We start from the raw sequence: 18388 nt of genomic DNA on the forward strand, positions 1-18388 counted from the left end.
GATATGGAAGCAAATTATATTGTCGTTCGTTTTGGAGAACTTACAACAAAAGGTAAAAATAGAAAATTATTTACACAAAAATTATTAAAAAACACAAAAGAAATTCTTTTTGAATTTCCACAATTACAATATCAATTACAATATGATCGTTTATACATTTATCTAAATGGTGCAAATCATTTGTTAGTCAATGAAAAATTAAAAACAGTTTTTGGTATTCATTCTTTTTCAAATGCCTATAAATTTGAAAAAGATCTAGATGTTGTTAAAGATGCAATTGCTAAAATGATCAACGAAGATACCAAAACAACATTTAAAATCAACACAAAACGTAGTGATAAAACATTTCCTAAAAAGTCACAAGACATTAATAGAGAAATTGCAGGACATGTTTTTCATCATGTAGATAGACAGTTAAAAGTAGATGTTCATCATCCAGAAATGTTGGTTACAGTTGAGATTAGACATGACGCTATTTACGTTATGACAAATATTATCAAAGGTGCAGGTGGATATCCTGTTGGTATTGGTGGAAAGGCATTGTTAATGTTATCGGGTGGAATTGATTCTCCTGTAGCAGGATACTTAACTTTAAAACGTGGTGTCGATATTGAATGTGTTCACTTTGCAGCGCCACCATACACAAATGAATTTGCTAGAGAAAAAGTTTTTGATTTAGTAGATAAATTAAGACATTATACACATGGTCAAATTACAGTTCATGTTGTTAATTTTACAAAATTACAACTTGCAGTTTATGATCATTGTGATGAAAGTTATGCCATGACAGTTATGCGTAGAATGATGTATCGTATTGGAGAAAAACTTGCTATAAAAAATCATTGTTTAGCACTTGTTAACGGTGAAAGTATTGGACAAGTGGCTTCACAAACATTAGATAGTATGAATGTAATCAATCAAGTTATTTCAATTCCGGTATTAAGACCTGTGTTATGTCTTGATAAATTAGAAATTATTGATATTGCTCAAAAAATAGATACTTATGATATTTCTATTAGACCACATGAGGATTGTTGTACAATTTTCACACCTAAAGCACCTGCTACAAAACCAAAAAGTTATAAGGCTGAAGCTTTTGAAGTAACTTTTGATTATGAAACATATGTTAATGAATGTGTAGAAAATGTTGAAACAATTGTTGTTGATGCAAATTATAAAAATGATGAAGATATTTTTTAAAAAAAGCGTATAGTTTTTTATTCCTGATGCAAAATAAAAGTGTCAGGAGGTGACACAACATGGCACAAAGTAATAATAGCAATAGATTAGTTGTACCAGGAGCTCAAAATGCGATTGACCAAATGAAATATGAAATTGCAAATGAATTTGGTGTTAATTTAGGTCCTGATACAACTGCTAGAGCGAATGGCTCTGTTGGTGGAGAAATTACTAAAAGATTAGTTAAAATGGGACAAGAACAAATGTCTCGTTCTTCATATAATAACAAATAGTAATATGGGAATAGTTTTCTTAATAAAAGAGGACTATTCTTTTTTTATGAGTGTTGAAAGAGCTTACATTTTTTTGATAATTTCACTAGAAATATTGTTTTTGTGTACTAAATTATGTACAATATAGTTATATTGCTAGGAGGTAAATTATGGTAAAAGTAATGGCGGTAAACGCAGGAAGTTCCTCTTTAAAATTCCAATTGATTAATATGCCAAGTGAAGAAGTTATCACTTCGGGATTAGTTGAAAGAATTGGACAAGAAGTTGGAAATTTTGTAATTAAAGTAAATGGAGAAAAAATACAAACACAAACACCAATTCCTGATCATCAAGTGGCAGTTGACTTATTATTAAATGCTCTTGTTGATCATCATATTGTTGAAAGTTTGGAAGAAATAGATGCAGTGGGACATCGTGTTGTACATGGAGGAGAAGATTTTGATGATTCTGTAGTCGTTGACGAAGAAGCAGTAAAAAAAGTTGCAGATTTAGCAGAGTTAGCTCCTTTACATAATCCAGCAAATATCATTGGTTATAAAGCATTTAAAGAAGCTTTGCCTGATCATGTAGGACATGTTTTTGTTTTTGATACGGCATTCCATCAAACATTAGATAAAGAAAGATATTTATATCCTTTACCACTTGAATATTATACAGATTTAAAAGTAAGAAAATATGGAGCACATGGGACAAGTCATAAATATGTTTCTCAACAAGCTATTGAAATGTTAGGAAATCCTAAAGAATCAAGAATTATCGTTTGTCATTTAGGAAATGGAGCAAGTGTTTCAGCTGTTCAAGATGGTAAATGTATTGATACATCTATGGGATTTACACCACTTGCAGGTGTAATGATGGGAACACGTTCTGGAGATGTTGATCCTTCAGTTATGCCTTATTTATGTAAAAAATTAAATAAAACAGCAGATGAAGTTTTAGAAATCTATAATAAAAAATCTGGAATGTTAGGAATTTCAGGCATTTCTTCTGATTCTAGAGATATTGAAAATGCCTTATTTAACGAAGGAAATGAACGTGCTTTATTAACTGGTTTATTATATGCACGTATTGTTTCAAAATATATTGGACAATATTACGCTGAATTAGGTGGTTGTGACGCTATTTGCTTTACAGCGGGAGTTGGTGAAAACGCTGCTTATTTAAGACGTTTAATTATTGACAATGTCTCAAGAGCATTTGGTGTTTTCTTAGATGAAGAGCTCAACAGCATTAGAAGTGATGAAAATCGTGTGATTTCACATCAGTATTCTCAAATTAAAGTGATGGTCATTCCAACAAATGAAGAAGTCATGATTGCAAGAGATACAGTTCGTTTGTTAGATTTATAAACCTGTGCAAACAGGTTTTTTCTTTGTCTAAGGTATGTTATTATAAAATAGGGTGAAAATTATGATAGAAAAGATTTTAAATAAAATAGATGAATATGAATGTATTTGTTTATATCGTCATGTTAATCCGGATTATGATGCTTTTGGGAGTCAATTTGGAATGTATGATTTAATTCAAAATACTTTTGAAAATAAAGAAGTCTATTTTGCAGGTGATTTTTCTTCTGATTTAGTGGCTAAATATCAATTTAATGGAGAAATAAATGAACCGAATTTTGAAAAACCAACTTTAGGAATTGTTTTAGATACAGCTAATCAAGAAAGAATTGATGGTAATATTAGTTTATGTAAAGAAATTATAAAAATTGATCACCATATTGTTGTTGATTCTTATGGAAATTTAAATTTAGAAGATAGTACAGCTTCTTCATGTAGTCAAATAGTGGCTTTGTTTTTAAAAAATAAACGTGTAAAACTTTCAAGCTTTGGAGCTGCGGCTCTTTATATGGGAATTATAGGGGATACAAATAGATTTATGTATTCAGCTACTGATGAGCGTACTTTTGAAGCGGCAATGTATTTATATAATTATGATTTTGATATGCAAGCACTTTATGAAAGAATGTATATGAAACATGTGAAAGATTTAAAAGTGAATGCTTTTATCCTAAATCATTATATTGAAGATGAGGGTGTTGCTTACTATGTTTTAAAAGATGAAGATTTAAAACATTTAAATATTTCAAGAGAAAGAGGCTCTGATTTTGTTAACTTATTAAGTTCAGTTGATGAATATAAAGTATGGTTAGCTATAACAGAAAATACAAAAGATCATAATTGGCGTGTTTCAATGAGATCGAGACATATTCCTGTTAATGAAATTGCGAATAAATATCGAGGTGGCGGACATGCGTTTGCTTCGGGGGCAACACTTTTATCTTTAGATGAATTACCTTTATTATTAAATGATATCAAGGAGAGAATAAATGAATAATTTTATACAAAGTATCATTGATGAAATAAAAAGACATTTTTCTTCATCTAAAATACAAACAACTAAAAAATGGAGCTATTTAATTCCATTGATTGTCGTTTGTCTTTTAGGTACTATAGGAGAGTATGTTTTATTACTACCAATTCATTATCAATCTCAAACATTTATTTTCCATTTGATTTTTTTAATTGTTATCTTTGTTATTTTACATGCGATATTATTAGGTACATTTGATAAAACATCTAAATATTTAATGTTTGTAGTCGTTGCCTTATTTGTTTATATAGGTGTTGGTTCGGTATATAGTTTGCCTATTTTTCATGCAAAAACATATCAAAATCAATTACAATTAAATAAAAAAGCTGATTTTTATAAAGATAATGAGACGATTTCTTATCAATCAATTCCTGTTGTAGATCGTGAAAGTGCTATTAAACTAGGTGATCGAAAAATGGGACAAATGATAGATTATGTTTCACAGTTTGAAGTAGATGAATCTTATGAACAAATTAATTATCAAGATACTCCTTATCGAGTTACACCATTAGAATATAGTGATTTAATTAAATGGATAACAAATCGAAAAGAAGGCTTACCAGCTTATGTTAAAGTGAATATGGTAAGTCAAGAGTCTGAAGTTGTTGAATTGAAAGAAGGCATGAAATATTCAAAATCTGAACATTTTGGTAGAAATATTAATCGTCATTTAAGGATGAATTATCCTACGAAAATGTTTGAAGAATTAGCTTTTGAAATTAACGATGAAGGTATTCCTTATTGGATTGCTCCTGTATTTGAATATAAAATAGGTCCTTTTGGTGGAAAAGATATTGTAGGAGCAGTTTTAGTAAATGCTGTTGATGGTAAGCATAAATATTATGATATTAAAGATATTCCTAATTGGGTAGATCGTGTTTATCCAGCAGATTTAATTATTCAACAGTTAGAAAATTATGGAAAATATACACATGGTTATATTAATTCTGTTTTCTCACAAAAAGGTGTGTTACAATCAACAGATGGATATAATTATATTGTTATTGATGATGATGTTTATTTGTACACAGGTCTTACAAGTGTTTCTAAAGATGCAAGTAATGTTGGATTTGCATTAATTAATTTACGTACAAAAGAAGGCAAATATTATCATATTTCTGGAGCAGAAGAATATTCGGCAATGTCTTCGGCAGAAGGAAAGGTACAAAACTTAAAATATAAAGCAACATTTCCAATTTTAGTCAATGCAGGAGGAGAGCCTACTTATTTCCTTTCTTTAAAAGATAGTAGTAATCTTGTTAAGATGTATGCTTTTGTCAGTGTTAAAAATTATCAAATTGTAGCAACAGGAAGTAGTGTATCTGAGGCTGAAAAAGCTTATTATGAGGTTTTATCTCAAAATGGTAAAAGTCATGAAGAATTTGAAGAAAATACTTTAACTGGCAAAATTTCTTCAATTAATAGTGCTGTTAAAGAAGGCAATAGTGTCTATTATTTTAAACTAGAGGGTGATGATCATATTTATATTGCGGATCTGTCCCTTTCTAATTCGTTACCGCTTGTACAAGCTGGCGATGAAGTTGAAATTCAATTTATTTCGAATGAACATCAAAGTGTGGTTATTAGTCAATTTAAAGCTAAATAATTTAAAATAGGAATACGAGTTATTCCTATTTTTTGCAATTTTATGAAATAATTATAATAAATAGAAAAAAAAGAGTGTATTTTTTATAAATATTTATTATAATGATAAAGCATTTTAAGATAAGGGAGAGGTTTAAATAATGATTCAATTTTTCAAAAAAAATATCGAATCTAATAAAAAACTAAGAACATTTGAAATAATTGTTTTATGTTTACTTGTTTTTACTTCAATTGGTTCAGTTTTTTATGGTTTGATGCAAATTCATAAAGACGTAGGAGATCTGCAATATGTTCAATCTGTCATGATGGATAGAGATAAAGATGAAGAAGATTATGATTCGGATAACAAAGTTTGTGATGTCATTTATCGAAAAGGTGATCAAAAACTTGTGGTATCTTATGATTATGAAGATTATGTTAAATTAAATAAAAATTCAATCAAAGCATATGAATTCAAAACAGAAAATGGACAAAATCTTTATTTTGATCATAAAGATGTAAGTCGTCAAGAAGCAAGTCATACTTATAAAGAAATGATGGCAGAAGAAACATTATCTGTTTTCAATTTAGCGAGTGCAACATTTATTTTAATGTTATCTGTTGCGATTATGATGTTATTCTCTAAACAATTTACAACATATGAAAAATCATGGTTTATCTCAATTATGGTGTTAGCTACGATTTTATCTGTGTTATTCCCAGAAGATAGTGCCAATGGTGTAAACGGTATTATCATTATGATTCTTTATTTATTAGATACATTCTTAAATATTTTATGTGAACTACTGATATCTAAACAATCAAGGTATAATTTCTTGGTTTCTGTCTTGGTAGAAATTGTGGAAATTGTTTCTTGTGTTGTTTTAATGTATCGTTTTGCAACAATGGCAACAACTTTATTTTTCTGGTTACCTATTGATATTATTAGTTATATTAACTGGTCTAAACATCGCGATGATGAAGAAGATGAACTTACAATGGTAAGAAAACTAAAAGGATATCAAGAAGTTTTAGTTATTATTGGTATTATTGTTTGGACAGTTGTTGTAGGTTATTTTATTAGTGGTTTAGATATCGCTACTGATTTTTATAACAATAAAACATTAGAAACGGCTATTATTTATATTGACGCTTGTGCATCAGCAGTTGGAATCGCCAACGGTCTCTTTATTTTCTTTAGATTAAGAGAACAATGGATTGCTTGGTATATATGTGCATTTTTAGAAGCAATTATTAACATAATGTCAGGACAATATGTTTTACTTCCTTTAAAACTGGGTTATTTTACAAATACAACTTATGGATATATTAAATGGAGTAGATATATCAAAGAACATCAAAATAAAGAAAAAGTATCTTTGTTTTAAAAAATTAATTTAAAATAAAATATTTTCAAAGTACTAAGAGTTTTTCAGGAGTACTTGAGAATGTTGATTGAAACTGTTACAATAGGACGTGTAAAAAATTATTAATAGGAGAGATAATGTATGGCAATTAGTGCAGGAGATTTTAGAACAGGATTAACTTTAATTATTGATGGTGATCCTTGCCAAGTGTTGGATTTCCAACATGTTAAACCTGGTAAAGGAGCAGCTATTTTAAAAACTAAAATGAGAAACTTGAAAACAGGAGCTATTCAAGAAAAGAACTTCAATGCTTCAACTAAATTTGATCAAGCTAATATTTCTAAAAAAGCAGCTCAATTTTCTTATGAAGCAGACAATACTTTCTACTTCATGGATATGGAAACATATGATACATATGAATTATCTGAAGAACAAGTTGGTTATAATAAATACTTTATTGTCGAAGGAACTGAAGTTTATTTAGTATTCTTTGAAGGATTATTATTAAACGTTTCTGTTTCTGAAAAAGTAGAATTAACTATTGTAGAAACAGATCCAGCTATTAAAGGGGCACCATCTAACCAAACAAAAGACGCTAAAACTGAAACAGGTTTAACTCTTAGAGTTCCTCAATTTATCGAACAAGGTGAAAAAATCGTTGTTTTTTCAGCTGATGGAAAATACGCAGGAAGAGCTTAATAAAGCTCTTTTTTATCATGGGTAAAGTTGTATTAATTACAGGTGGGGCCAAAGGTATTGGTAGAGCCATTGCTTTAGAGTTAGCGAAGAATCGATATGATATTGTTATTAATTATTTAACGTCAAATCAAGAAGCAGAATGTTTAAAAGAACATATTATTCAACAATATCATGTACGTTGTTTGGCTTTAAAAGCAGATGTTTCTAAAGAAGATCAAGTTGAAAAAATGATTCAAGAAATTGATGAACGATTAGGTGGTGTTGATATTTTAATCAATAATGCAGGAATTGATTTATCTAATTTGTTTCATTTAAAAACGGCGGATGAATTTAGAAAGACTTTAGATGTTAATGTTGTGGGGGCTTATAATTGTAGTAAAAGTGTTTCAGCACATATGCTTAAACAAGACTATGGACGTATTATCAATATTTCCTCGACAAATGGCATGAATACATATTATCCTATGTGTATTGATTATGATGCTTCTAAAGCGGCGCTTATTTCTTTAACACACAATTTGGCGTTTGAGTTTGGACCCTATATTCATGTAAATTGTATTGCTCCAGGATTTCTTGGTACAGAAAATGAACTTGATGGCTATGATGAAGAATTTTTAAAAGAAGAACAAGAAAAAATTATGGTTAAACGCTATGGCAAACCTGAAGAAGTGGCTTATTTAGTGAAGTTTTTGATTAGTGATGAAGCTAATTTTATCAATAATTCGATTATTCGAATTGATGGTGGACAAATAGGAAGTATGTAAAAAAGACTCAATTGTTGATTCAACAGTTGAGTCTTTTTTTTATTTGTTTTTCATTTGCGTTAAGGCAAGTAAAATAGAAAGCTTACCATATTCGATTGATAAACCACCTTGCATATATAAAGTATAAGGTTCTTTTACAGGGGCATCCGCGCTTAATTCAATAGTACTTCCTTGAGTAAAACTTCCACTAGCCATAACTTCATCAAAAGGATAACCAGGCATTGGGGCAGGAAGAACACGTACAAAGGAATCAATTGGACTTGATGATTGGATTCCTTGAGTGAAATTCACTAATTTTTCCTTACTATGTAAATCTAATGTTTGGATAAGGTCTGTTCTTTTTTCGTTATAACATGGTGATACATGTTCATATCCTAATTTTTCTAACATGTATGAAGTAAAAATAGCTGTTTTTAAAGCATTTTTTACAGCATTAGGAGCCATGAATACACCTTTAAAGAAAGCATTGTTAAGATTAAAGTTAGCGCCTAAGTCTTTACCAATACCAGGGGCAGTAAGTCTTTGTGCGACTTCGTAAACTAAATCTTTTTTACCGGCAACATAACCACCTGTTGGAGCAATTCCACCACCTAAGTTTTTCATTAATGATCCTACAACAATATCAGCGCCAATATCTCCAGGTTCTTTTGTTTCTACAAGTTCACCATAACAGTTATCAACCATAATGATGACTTCTTGATTAACTTCTCTAATTTTATGAATAATTGATTCTATTTTATCGATTGTAAGTGATAAACGTTGACTATATCCACGAGAACGTTGAATTTCAACAAGTTTTACATTTTTTTGTTGGAGTCTTTCAACAATACTTTCTTCATCAAATTCATTATCAATTAAATCGATTTGTTCGTAATTTACACCATAGGCTTTTAATGATTGATTTGAATCACCACTTATACCAATCATTTCTTGTAAAGAATCATAAGGTTCACCACTTATAGAAATCATGGTATCACCATGTTTTAATAAAGCAGAAAGAGTTAAATATAATGCATTTGTTCCTGACATGATTTGAGGTCTTACTAAAGCATCTTCACATCCTAAAATAGAAGCAAAAATTCTTTCTAGTTTATCTCTTCCTTCATCATAGTTACCATAACCATTAATATCGGTAAAATCACTATAAGAAACTTGATTTTCTATAAAAGCAGATAAAACTTTATTTGAATTAACAAGGCAAAGTTCATCTACTTGGGCATAAATGTCTTTTAAATCATTATCTGATTGTTTAGCTAAAGCTAATAAATCTTGGTCTATTTTTTCTAATATCATTTTTACATCTCCTTTAATCCTGATATATTATACAATAAATATTTTTTTTGTGTATCTTTATCGACAAACTTCTTAGAAAGTAAATCCTAGTAGATTGTATTATTTTATTGTTTTATGATATAATTTTGAATTGAATTGAGGTGTATAAGATGAAACCAAGGATTTTAGTTGTTGATGATGAACAAGATATTAGAGAGTTGCTTAAATTTTATTTAAATAAAGAAGGCTATGAAGTGATTGAAGCGGCCAATGGTGAAGAAGCATTGACCATTTTTGAAAATGAATATATTGATTTAGGAATTATCGATGTCATGATGCCTAAAATGGATGGCTTTGAACTTGTTGAAAGTATGAAAGAATTTAAAGATGTTCCTTGTATTATGCTTACTGCCAAGGGGGAAAGCAAGGATAAGTTACGTGGCTTTTCTTCAGGGGTTGATGACTATGTTGTTAAACCTTTTGATCCTAATGAATTAATGGCTAGAGTTAAAGCAATTATGAAAAGATATGATATTAATACATCGCATATTGTACGTTTAAATGAAGTTGAATTGGATGGGGATAAATATGAAATCAGATATAAAGATGAATGTATTCATTTGCCACTAAAACAATTTGAATTATTATTTGAACTTGCTAAACATCCTAACCAAATTTTTTCAAGGGAACAGTTGATTGAAAAGATTTGGGGTATGGATTACGATGGGTTTGATCGTACAGTAGATGTCCATATTAAAAGAATTAGAGAAAATATCGGGCATTTACCAGGTTTTAATGTTGTAACAGTTAGAGGATTAGGATACAAAGTTGAGGTAGAGTAGATGAAATCTATTTATTCAAAATTGATTTTTGGCTTTTTTATTACAATCGTAGCTTCCTTTTCAGTAGCAGGTTTTGTATCTTTAAGATTAAATGACCAACAAATTGAATCCACAGTAGAAGAAGATTTGATTACAACAAATGATTATGTTTCTAAAGTGATTTCAAATATTAATATTGAAAATAGGGATGATATTATTGATTTATATGCAAAAAGTAGTGAAATGGCCATAACATGTTATTCAAGCAGTGAAGGCTATGTTGCTTATGGAAACAAAAAATATAATCCAACACCTGAACAGATGATGGCAATGTTTAAAAGTACAAACAATGAGCTTTCCTTTAAGCATCATAATGAAGTGCTAGCGTATGGTACAAAGAATATGATCAATGGGCAAGAGTATTATATCTATGTTCAAAAAGATACCAGTGGTCAAAAAAGTGCAATTGCTAATTCAGCAATTTTGATTTTGGGGTGTGTTTTTTTAACAGGAAGCATTGTCTTTTTAGTAATTGCCGATATTATTGTTAAACCTTTAACACGTTTAACAAATGCAATCAAAGAACTGAGCAATGGAAATTATAATGTTCGTGTTGATAATGTTGGACAAGATGAAATTTCTAAATTAAATCAAGGATTTAATCAAATGGCGAGGCAACTTGCAAAACAAGATGAAACAAGGCAAAAGTTTATTTCAGATATTTCTCATGAATTTCAAACACCATTGACGTCTATTCAAGGATTTGCCAATATTTTAAAAGAAGAAGACTTGCCAAAAGAACAAAGAGTAAAATATGCGAATATTATTTTATATAATAGTAAAAGATTATCTTCTCTAGCAAAAAATATGTTACAATTGACCTTGCTTGATAGAGAAGAGATTGAATTAGAGTTAACAAATTATTCATTAGTTGAACAAATGAATCGAGTTATTTCTACTCAAGAAAATCAAGCAATGGAAAAAAATATAGAAATTGTCTTTGAGATGCCTAAAAAAGAAATATTTATAGAAGGAGACGAACAACGTTTAGAACAAGTTTGGACCAATATTATTTCAAATGCTATAAAGTATACAAATGAAGGTGGACTCATTACAATTACGATGAAAAAAAATTCTAAAGATATAGAAATTTCTATAGAAGACACGGGTATTGGAATGTCTAAAGAAGTCGTTTCTCATATTTTTGAAAGATTTTATAGAGAAGATAAAGCAAGAAACGTTGAAGGAAATGGACTCGGCTTAGCAATTGTAAAATCTATTGTTGATTTACATCATGGGAAGATAGATATTTTATCTCAAGTAGATGTGGGTACAAATTTTATTGTAAGACTGCCAATTGAAAAACAAAAATTAATTGAAAGATTGAAAAGGTAAGGGGATTAGTATGTTAGAATTAAAAGAAAAGATTTTAAGTGATGGAGAAATTATTGAACCAGATATTTTAAAAGTAGATAGTTTTATTAATCATCAAATTGATCCAAAAACTTATAGATCAATTGCTAAAGAAATTAAAAGAAGATTTGCAGGGGAAAAAATCGATAAGATTTTAACAATTGAAGCATCAGGAATTGCACTGGGATTAGCACTTAGCTATGAATTAAATGATATTCCTGTTGTTTTTGCTAAAAAAGGAACATCTAAAACAGTTAATGATGATTTATATACAAGTGAAGTATATTCATATACTAAAGGAACAAGATATATTGCTTGCGTTAAAAAGAAATATTTAAATGAAAATGAAAATGTGATACTTGTAGATGATTTCTTAGCTGATGGAAATGCAATGCTTGGATTAGTCGATATGTGTAATCAAGCAAAAGCACATATTGTTGGATGCGGTATCATTATTGAAAAAGGATTTCAAAAAGGACATCAAAAATTAGTTGATTTAGGTTATAGAGTAGAATCGCTTGCGATTATTGAATCGTTTGAAAATGGTAAAATAGTTTTCAAATAGGCTAGAAAGGAGCATCTATGTATTTAAAAAAAATAGAATTACATGGATTTAAATCATTTGCAGATAAAGTTAATATAGAATTTCAGCCGGGAATAACAGGAATTGTAGGGCCTAATGGATGTGGAAAATCTAATATTTCGGATGCAGTTAGATGGGTATTAGGTGAACAATCTGTAAAATCTTTACGTGGAAGTAATATGGCAGATGTTATTTTTGCTGGTTCTCAAGATCGTCGGGCACAAAATTTAGCTGAAGTTACTTTAATATTTGATAATAGTGATCGTATGCTCAATTATGACTATAATGAAGTTGAAATTACTAGACGTCTTTATCGACAAGGAAATGAGGCTGAATATCTTTTAAATCGGCAACAATGTCGTTTAAAAGATATTACAGATTTGCTTTTAGATACGGGACTTGGAAGAGATTCGCTTTCTATTATTTCTCAAGGAAATATTTCTAATTTTGCTGATAGTCGTCCTGAAGAAAGACGAGTTATTTTTGAAGAAGCTGCAGGAGTTTCTAAATATAAAAAAAGAAAAATTGAGGCTATTAGAAAATTAGAGAGAACAACGGATAATTTAAATCGTATAAAAGATATTGTTTATGAATTAGAAAAACAAATAGCACCATTAAAAAAACAAAAAGAAAAAGCAGAAGTATTTTTAACGTTGAAGGAAAAACTTACTTCAATTGAAGTAAATGTACTTGTTCATGAAGTTTCGGAATTAAAACATCAACTAGATACGCTATCTTTACAATTAAAAGACCTTAATGAACGACACAGTTCATTAGATGCAGAAATTTTATTGAAAGAAAGTGCTGATGATGAGATAAAAAAGAAAATGTTTGTTTTAGATAATGAAATAAACTCTCTACAAAGTCAATTATTAGAATCGATGTCTGAAGTTTCAAGACTAGAAACAAGTAAAATAGAGGTTGATCAAAAAAGAAAACATGCTTTACAGTCTCAAAACAGTGATGATATAAAGAAGAAATTAGATAACTTAAAAGCTATTTTGACGGATTTGATTGAAGAATATAATGACCGTGTTGAACGATTAAAAACAACAGAAAAATCTCTTGAAGATTTATCTCAAGAACAAACGGTTTTAACATCCAAAATCAATCATAAACATCAATCTATTAATGATCTTAATCAAGAAATTACGAAAAATAAAAATAGACAAGAAATATTAGTGGATTTAGTAGAAAATAAATCCAATTATCATCATGGTGTCAAGGCTATTATGGAACTTGCTCATGATAATCCGGATATTATTGGTGTTTTTGGAGATTTACTAGAAAATGATTCGAAGTATGATTTAGCGGTTTCTGTTGCTTTAGGAAGTGCTTTGCAATTTATTGTTACGAAAGATAATTTACAAGCTAGATTAGCAATTAAGTTTTTAAAAGATAATAAGGCAGGACGTGCTACTTTTTTACCTTTAGCGGATATGGAACCACGTTCTTTAAGAGAAGAACATGCTATTTTATGTCCAGCTTTAGAAGGTTATTTAGGTGTATTAAGTGATTTTGTTTCAAGTTCTAAAAATATAGATAATGTTATTTTGAATCAATTGGGAAATGTTATTTTAGCTGATGATATTGATCATGCTTATGAAATATCAAAGGCAACATATGCTCGATATAAAGTTGTTACTTTGGATGGAAATATTGTTAATGTTGGAGGTTCACTTACAGGTGGAACAGTTAATCGTCAACAATCATCCATTCTTCAAAAAAGAGAACTAGAAAAAGTTAAAGAAAAATTGGATGAATTAGAACAAAAACTTGTACGTGAAAAGAATGAATTACTTAAACTTGAAAACGATGCTAAAGAATTGGCACATACACTTCTACAAAAACAAATGTCATATGCTAAGTTAGAAGTTGTTGTTCAAGGAAAAAAGGAAGAACTTGTAGTTGCTAAAGGTGAATATGAAAGTTTATCGCATCAAAGCGTTGAATTGGATGAGTTTAAAAGTGGTAAAATTGATAATCAACTTGTTTTACAATTAAATGAAGCCATCAAGCATCGAGATGAATTAACAGAAAAAATAAAATCAAAAAGAGAATTAAGAATGTCCTATGTTAATGAAAATGAGCAATTAGAATCAAAATTGAAAGATTTAAGAAAGATGCTTAAAGACATTCAAGGACAAATTAATGAAAAAGCTATTTTATCTACTAAATATGAAGGATCATTAAATAATTATTTAAGTCGATTATCTAATGAATATTCCATGACTTATGAGTATGCAAGTGAAAATTATCATGATGAAGTAGATATTGAATTTGCTAGAGGAGAGGTTGCTACACTTAGAAATGAAATAGTAGCACTTGGTCATGTTAATGTTGATGCTATCGAAGAATATAAAGAAGTTTCATCGCGTTACGAAAATATGAATAGTCAACGACTTGACTTAATACAAGCTCAGGATAAAATATTACAGGCAATTGATGAAATGGATCAAATTATGATTGAGAAATTTTCAACAACATTTGAAAAGATCAATAAAGAATTTAATAATGTTTTTAGAGAATTATTTGGTGGGGGAAGAGCACAAATCAAATATACTGATCCAGATAATATTTTAGAAACGGGAATTGATATAGATGTACAACCACCAGGAAAAGCTGTGTCGAATATTACATTATTTTCTGGTGGAGAAAAAGCGTTGATTGCAATTTCATGTTTATTTGCTATTTTAAAAGTAAGACCTGTGCCAATGTGTATCTTAGATGAAGTTGAAGCAGCATTGGATATGGCTAATGTTGAAAGATTTGCAAAATTCTTAAGAGAATTTTCTAAACAAACACAATTTATTGTAGTAACACATCGTGAGGGAACGATGGAAGAATGTGATTTGTTATATGGTGCGACGATGCAACAAAAAGGTGTTACAAAACTTGTAAGTGTCAAACTTGAAGAGGCAATAGATTTTTCTAATGAAAATCGTAAGGGAGGTATTTAGATGGGATTTTTTACACAAATAAAAGAAAAATTAGTTGGAAAGTCAACTAAGCAAAATGAAAAATATGTTGTTGGTTTAGATAAATCTTCTGAAACATTTTCAGATCGTATTAATGAATTAGCTGCCCGATTTAGAGAAATCAATGATGAGTATTTTGAAGAATTAGAAAATATTTTAATTATGGCTGATGTTGGTGTTTCGATGGTCATGAAGATTGTATCTGAAATTAAAACAGAAGTAAGAATCAGAAATATAACTGATCCAAGAGAAATTAATGATATTATTGTTGATAAAATGTTCGTTATTTATGCTAATGAAAGTGTTATGTCAACTAAAATCAATTACGCAGCAGAAGGGTTAACTGTTATTTTAATGGTTGGTGTCAATGGTGCTGGAAAAACAACAACGATTGGGAAACTTGCTCATCGTATTGTTCATGATGAAGGTAAAAAAGTCGTTGTTGCTGCGGGTGATACATTTAGAGCAGGAGCAATTGATCAGTTGGCAGTTTGGGCAGAAAGAGTTGGTGTGGATATCGTTAAAGGAAAAGAAGGAGGAGATCCTTCGGCCGTTGTTTTTGATGCTTTAAATAAAGCTAAAGAAACAGGAGCGGATGTTTTAATTTGTGATACAGCAGGTCGTTTACAAAATAAAGTGAATTTAATGAACGAATTGGAAAAAATGAATCGTATTATTAAGCGTGTTGTTCCTGAAGGACCACATGAAACACTTCTTGTTGTAGATGCAACAACAGGACAAAATGGTGTTTCACAAGCTATTGAATTTTCTAAGATTACTGATATTACAGGGATTGTTCTTACAAAAATGGATGGTACTGCTAAAGGTGGAATTGTTTTATCTATTAAAGATCAATTAAATATTCCTGTAAAATTTATTGGTTTAGGTGAACAAGTTGATGATTTACAAGAATTTGACTTAGAACAATATATTTATGGATTATGTAAAGGGTTAGTTGAGGAAGCATAATGGAAAATAGTTTAGAAAAAAAGCAAAGAGTAAATCTTTTGATGGATTTATATGAAGATTTATTAACTGAAAAACAAAGAGAGTATTTAGATTTGTATTATCATGAGGATTTGTCTTTGTCAGAGATATCTTTGATTAAAAATGTTTCTAAAAATGCAGTTTTTGACAATTTAAAAAAAGCTTGTTTACATTTAGAAAATTATGAAGAAAAATTAAATTTATTAGAAAAACATCAAAAAAGACTTGAAATTATAGATGATTTAGAAAAAGATATAAAAGAAGAACATAAAAATATTGATGAACATTTACAAATGTTAAGAGATTTATAGGAGGTATATATGGCGTTTGATTCGTTATCTGAAAGATTGCAGTCAACTTTAAAAAAGGTATCTGGACAAGGTCAGTTGACTGAAAGTAATATGGAAGAGATGTTGACAGAAATTCGACTTGCTTTACTTGAAGCTGATGTCAACTATCAAGTTGTAAAAGAGTTCATTGCATCAACAAAAGAAAAAGCAATTGGTGCAGATGTCGTAGGTTCATTAAAACCTGGACAAGTTTTAGTTAAAATTGTACATGATGAATTAGTACATTTATTAGGTGATGAGGTTTCAGAAGTTGATTTTAGTAAAAAACCAACAGTTATTATGATGGTAGGGTTACAAGGTTCTGGGAAAACAACAACTTCTGGGAAGATTGCTAAATTAATTAAGACAAAATATGCTAAAAAACCATTATTGGTTGCAGGAGATATTTATCGTCCAGCAGCCGTTGATCAATTGGTAACATTAGGAAAGCAATTAGATGTGCCTGTTTATGAAAAAGGAACATCTGAAAGTGCTGAAAATATTGTTAAAGGTGCTATGAATTATGCGGCTTTAAATAATAATGATGTTATTATTATTGATACGGCAGGACGTTTGCACATTGATGAACCTTTAATGCAAGAACTAGCAAATGTTAAAGAAATTGCAAAACCTGATGAAATTTTACTTGTTGTAGATTCATTGACAGGTCAGGATATTGTCAATGTAGCTGCTTCATTTAATGAAAAATTAAGTATTACAGGAGCTGTGCTTACTAAATTAGATGGTGATTCTCGTGGTGGGGGAGCACTTTCTATTAGACATATTACGCATGTTCCAATTAAATTTATTGGTACAGGTGAAAAATTAGATGCTATTGATTTATTCTACCCAGATCGTATGGCAGATCGTATCTTAGGAATGGGTGATGTAGTCTCTTTAGTTGAAAAAGTTCAAGATGTCTATGATGAAAAAGAAACAATGAAAGCTATGAAAAAAATGCAATCTGGACGTTTTGGATTGGATGATATGCTTGATCAAATGCATCAATTAAAGAAGTTAGGTCCACTTTCAGGAATTTTGAAAATGATTCCTGGTATGCCATCTATGCCTAATTTAAACGATGAAACAACAGATAAGAGAATGAAAGAAACAGAGTCTATTATTTATTCTATGACTTTAGAAGAACGTCGTGATCCAAGTATTATTACATTATCTAGAAAACAACGTATTGCTAAAGGATGTGGTAAAGATTTAGCAGCTATTAATAGATTATTAAAACAATTTGAACAATCTAAACAAATGATGAAACAAATGTCAAATATGGATATGGCAACAGGACTTCCAAAAATGGGAGGAGGTCACTTTGTAGGTGGTCCAAATCGTAAAAAAGTACGTCATAAAAAGAAAAAGAAAAAATAATGAAAGGTGTCAAGCAAAAATGCTTGACACCTGTTTCTATCTATGTTAAATTATACAAGCAATAAGAAAACAAGGAGGAAATATAAATGGCAGTAAAATTAAGAATGACAAGAATGGGTGCTAAAAAAAGACCTTTCTATAGAATCGTAGCAGCTGATTCAAGATCACCAAGAGATGGTAGATTTATTGAATTATTAGGTACATATAATCCATGTACTAATCCAGCTCAAGTTAACTTAAAAGAAGAAGAAATCTTAAAATGGTTAAACAATGGTGCTCAACCATCTGATACAGTTAGAAACTTATTATCTAAACAAGGTATCATGAAAAAATTTGCTGATTCAAAACAAGGTAAATAAT

17 protein-coding genes are annotated in these 18388 nt (G+C 29.7%); 16 read left to right on the forward strand and 1 reads right to left on the reverse strand.

The annotated features are described in order from the left end of the window. Positions 1-3 precede the first annotated feature (3 nt). The 8 genes from thiI (at position 4) to LJD34_RS01835 (ending at position 8265) form a co-directional block, all read left to right on the forward strand. A complete protein-coding gene (thiI, locus tag LJD34_RS01800; protein WP_119363426.1) occupies positions 4-1200 on the forward strand; it encodes a tRNA uracil 4-sulfurtransferase ThiI in 1197 nt (398 codons plus the stop codon). Between the two features lie 59 nt (positions 1201-1259). Further along, complete coding sequence (locus LJD34_RS01805) at positions 1260-1472, forward strand: alpha/beta-type small acid-soluble spore protein (protein ID WP_022001496.1); 213 nt, start codon at positions 1260-1262, stop codon at positions 1470-1472. 149 nt (positions 1473-1621) lie between these two features. Next, entirely contained in the window at positions 1622-2821 is a 1200-nt protein-coding gene (locus tag LJD34_RS01810; protein ID WP_022001497.1) for an acetate/propionate family kinase, read from the forward strand. A 61-nt stretch (positions 2822-2882) separates the two neighbouring features. Then, a complete protein-coding gene (locus LJD34_RS01815; RefSeq protein WP_227359057.1) occupies positions 2883-3815 on the forward strand; it encodes a DHH family phosphoesterase in 933 nt (310 codons plus the stop codon). Next, positions 3808-5457, forward strand: coding sequence for a CPBP family intramembrane glutamic endopeptidase (locus LJD34_RS01820; protein WP_227359058.1), 1650 nt, complete (start codon positions 3808-3810; stop codon positions 5455-5457). The genes LJD34_RS01815 and LJD34_RS01820 overlap by 8 nt, the downstream gene beginning before the upstream one ends. A 139-nt stretch (positions 5458-5596) precedes the next feature. Next, a complete protein-coding gene (pnuC, locus tag LJD34_RS01825) occupies positions 5597-6823 on the forward strand; it encodes a nicotinamide riboside transporter PnuC (protein WP_227359059.1) in 1227 nt (408 codons plus the stop codon). Positions 6824-6943: 120 nt separating this feature from the next. After that, on the forward strand, positions 6944-7501 hold the full coding sequence (gene efp / locus LJD34_RS01830) for an elongation factor P (protein ID WP_022001501.1): 558 nt from the start codon (positions 6944-6946) through the stop codon (positions 7499-7501). A 17-nt stretch (positions 7502-7518) separates the two neighbouring features. After that, positions 7519-8265 carry an SDR family NAD(P)-dependent oxidoreductase gene (locus LJD34_RS01835; RefSeq protein ID WP_227359060.1) on the forward strand — a complete coding sequence of 249 codons (747 nt, stop codon included), beginning with the start codon at positions 7519-7521 and terminating at the stop codon, positions 8263-8265. Positions 8266-8304: 39 nt separating this feature from the next. Here the strand turns inward: LJD34_RS01835 and LJD34_RS01840 are convergent, their stop codons facing one another. Continuing rightward, a complete protein-coding gene (locus tag LJD34_RS01840) occupies positions 8305-9558 on the reverse strand; it encodes an aminotransferase class I/II-fold pyridoxal phosphate-dependent enzyme (protein ID WP_117346877.1) in 1254 nt (417 codons plus the stop codon). Between the two features lie 149 nt (positions 9559-9707). Between LJD34_RS01840 and LJD34_RS01845 the strand changes: the two genes are divergently transcribed. The 8 genes from LJD34_RS01845 (at position 9708) to rpsP (ending at position 18387) form a co-directional block, all read left to right on the forward strand. After that, the gene (locus tag LJD34_RS01845) at positions 9708-10379 is read left to right on the forward strand and encodes a response regulator transcription factor (protein WP_032090107.1); all 672 of its coding nucleotides are present in this window, start codon (positions 9708-9710) and stop codon (positions 10377-10379) included. Beyond that, positions 10380-11753, forward strand: coding sequence for a sensor histidine kinase (locus tag LJD34_RS01850; protein WP_032090106.1), 1374 nt, complete (start codon positions 10380-10382; stop codon positions 11751-11753). It abuts the gene before it with no gap. Positions 11754-11763: 10 nt separating this feature from the next. After that, positions 11764-12336 (forward strand): xanthine phosphoribosyltransferase, encoded by a 573-nt coding sequence (locus LJD34_RS01855; RefSeq protein WP_032090105.1) that lies wholly within the window; start codon positions 11764-11766, stop codon positions 12334-12336. 17 nt (positions 12337-12353) lie between these two features. Continuing rightward, entirely contained in the window at positions 12354-15314 is a 2961-nt protein-coding gene (locus LJD34_RS01860) for a chromosome segregation protein SMC (RefSeq protein ID WP_227359061.1), read from the forward strand. Further along, the gene (ftsY, locus tag LJD34_RS01865; protein ID WP_032090103.1) at positions 15315-16301 is read left to right on the forward strand and encodes a signal recognition particle-docking protein FtsY; all 987 of its coding nucleotides are present in this window, start codon (positions 15315-15317) and stop codon (positions 16299-16301) included. It begins immediately after the preceding gene. Continuing rightward, positions 16301-16630, forward strand: coding sequence for a YlxM family DNA-binding protein (ylxM, locus tag LJD34_RS01870; RefSeq protein ID WP_022001509.1), 330 nt, complete (start codon positions 16301-16303; stop codon positions 16628-16630). The genes ftsY and ylxM overlap by 1 nt, the downstream gene beginning before the upstream one ends. A gap of 9 nt (positions 16631-16639) precedes the next feature. Then, the gene (ffh, locus tag LJD34_RS01875; protein WP_032090102.1) at positions 16640-18028 is read left to right on the forward strand and encodes a signal recognition particle protein; all 1389 of its coding nucleotides are present in this window, start codon (positions 16640-16642) and stop codon (positions 18026-18028) included. An 86-nt stretch (positions 18029-18114) separates the two neighbouring features. Further along, positions 18115-18387 (forward strand): 30S ribosomal protein S16, encoded by a 273-nt coding sequence (rpsP, locus tag LJD34_RS01880; protein ID WP_022001511.1) that lies wholly within the window; start codon positions 18115-18117, stop codon positions 18385-18387. The last annotated feature ends 1 nt before the right edge of the window (position 18388 follow it).

Origin of the sequence: Faecalibacillus sp. MSK20_93 (genome assembly GCF_020589945.1) — a bacterium.
Lineage (GTDB): Bacteria > Bacillota_I > Bacilli_A > Erysipelotrichales > Coprobacillaceae > Faecalibacillus > Faecalibacillus intestinalis.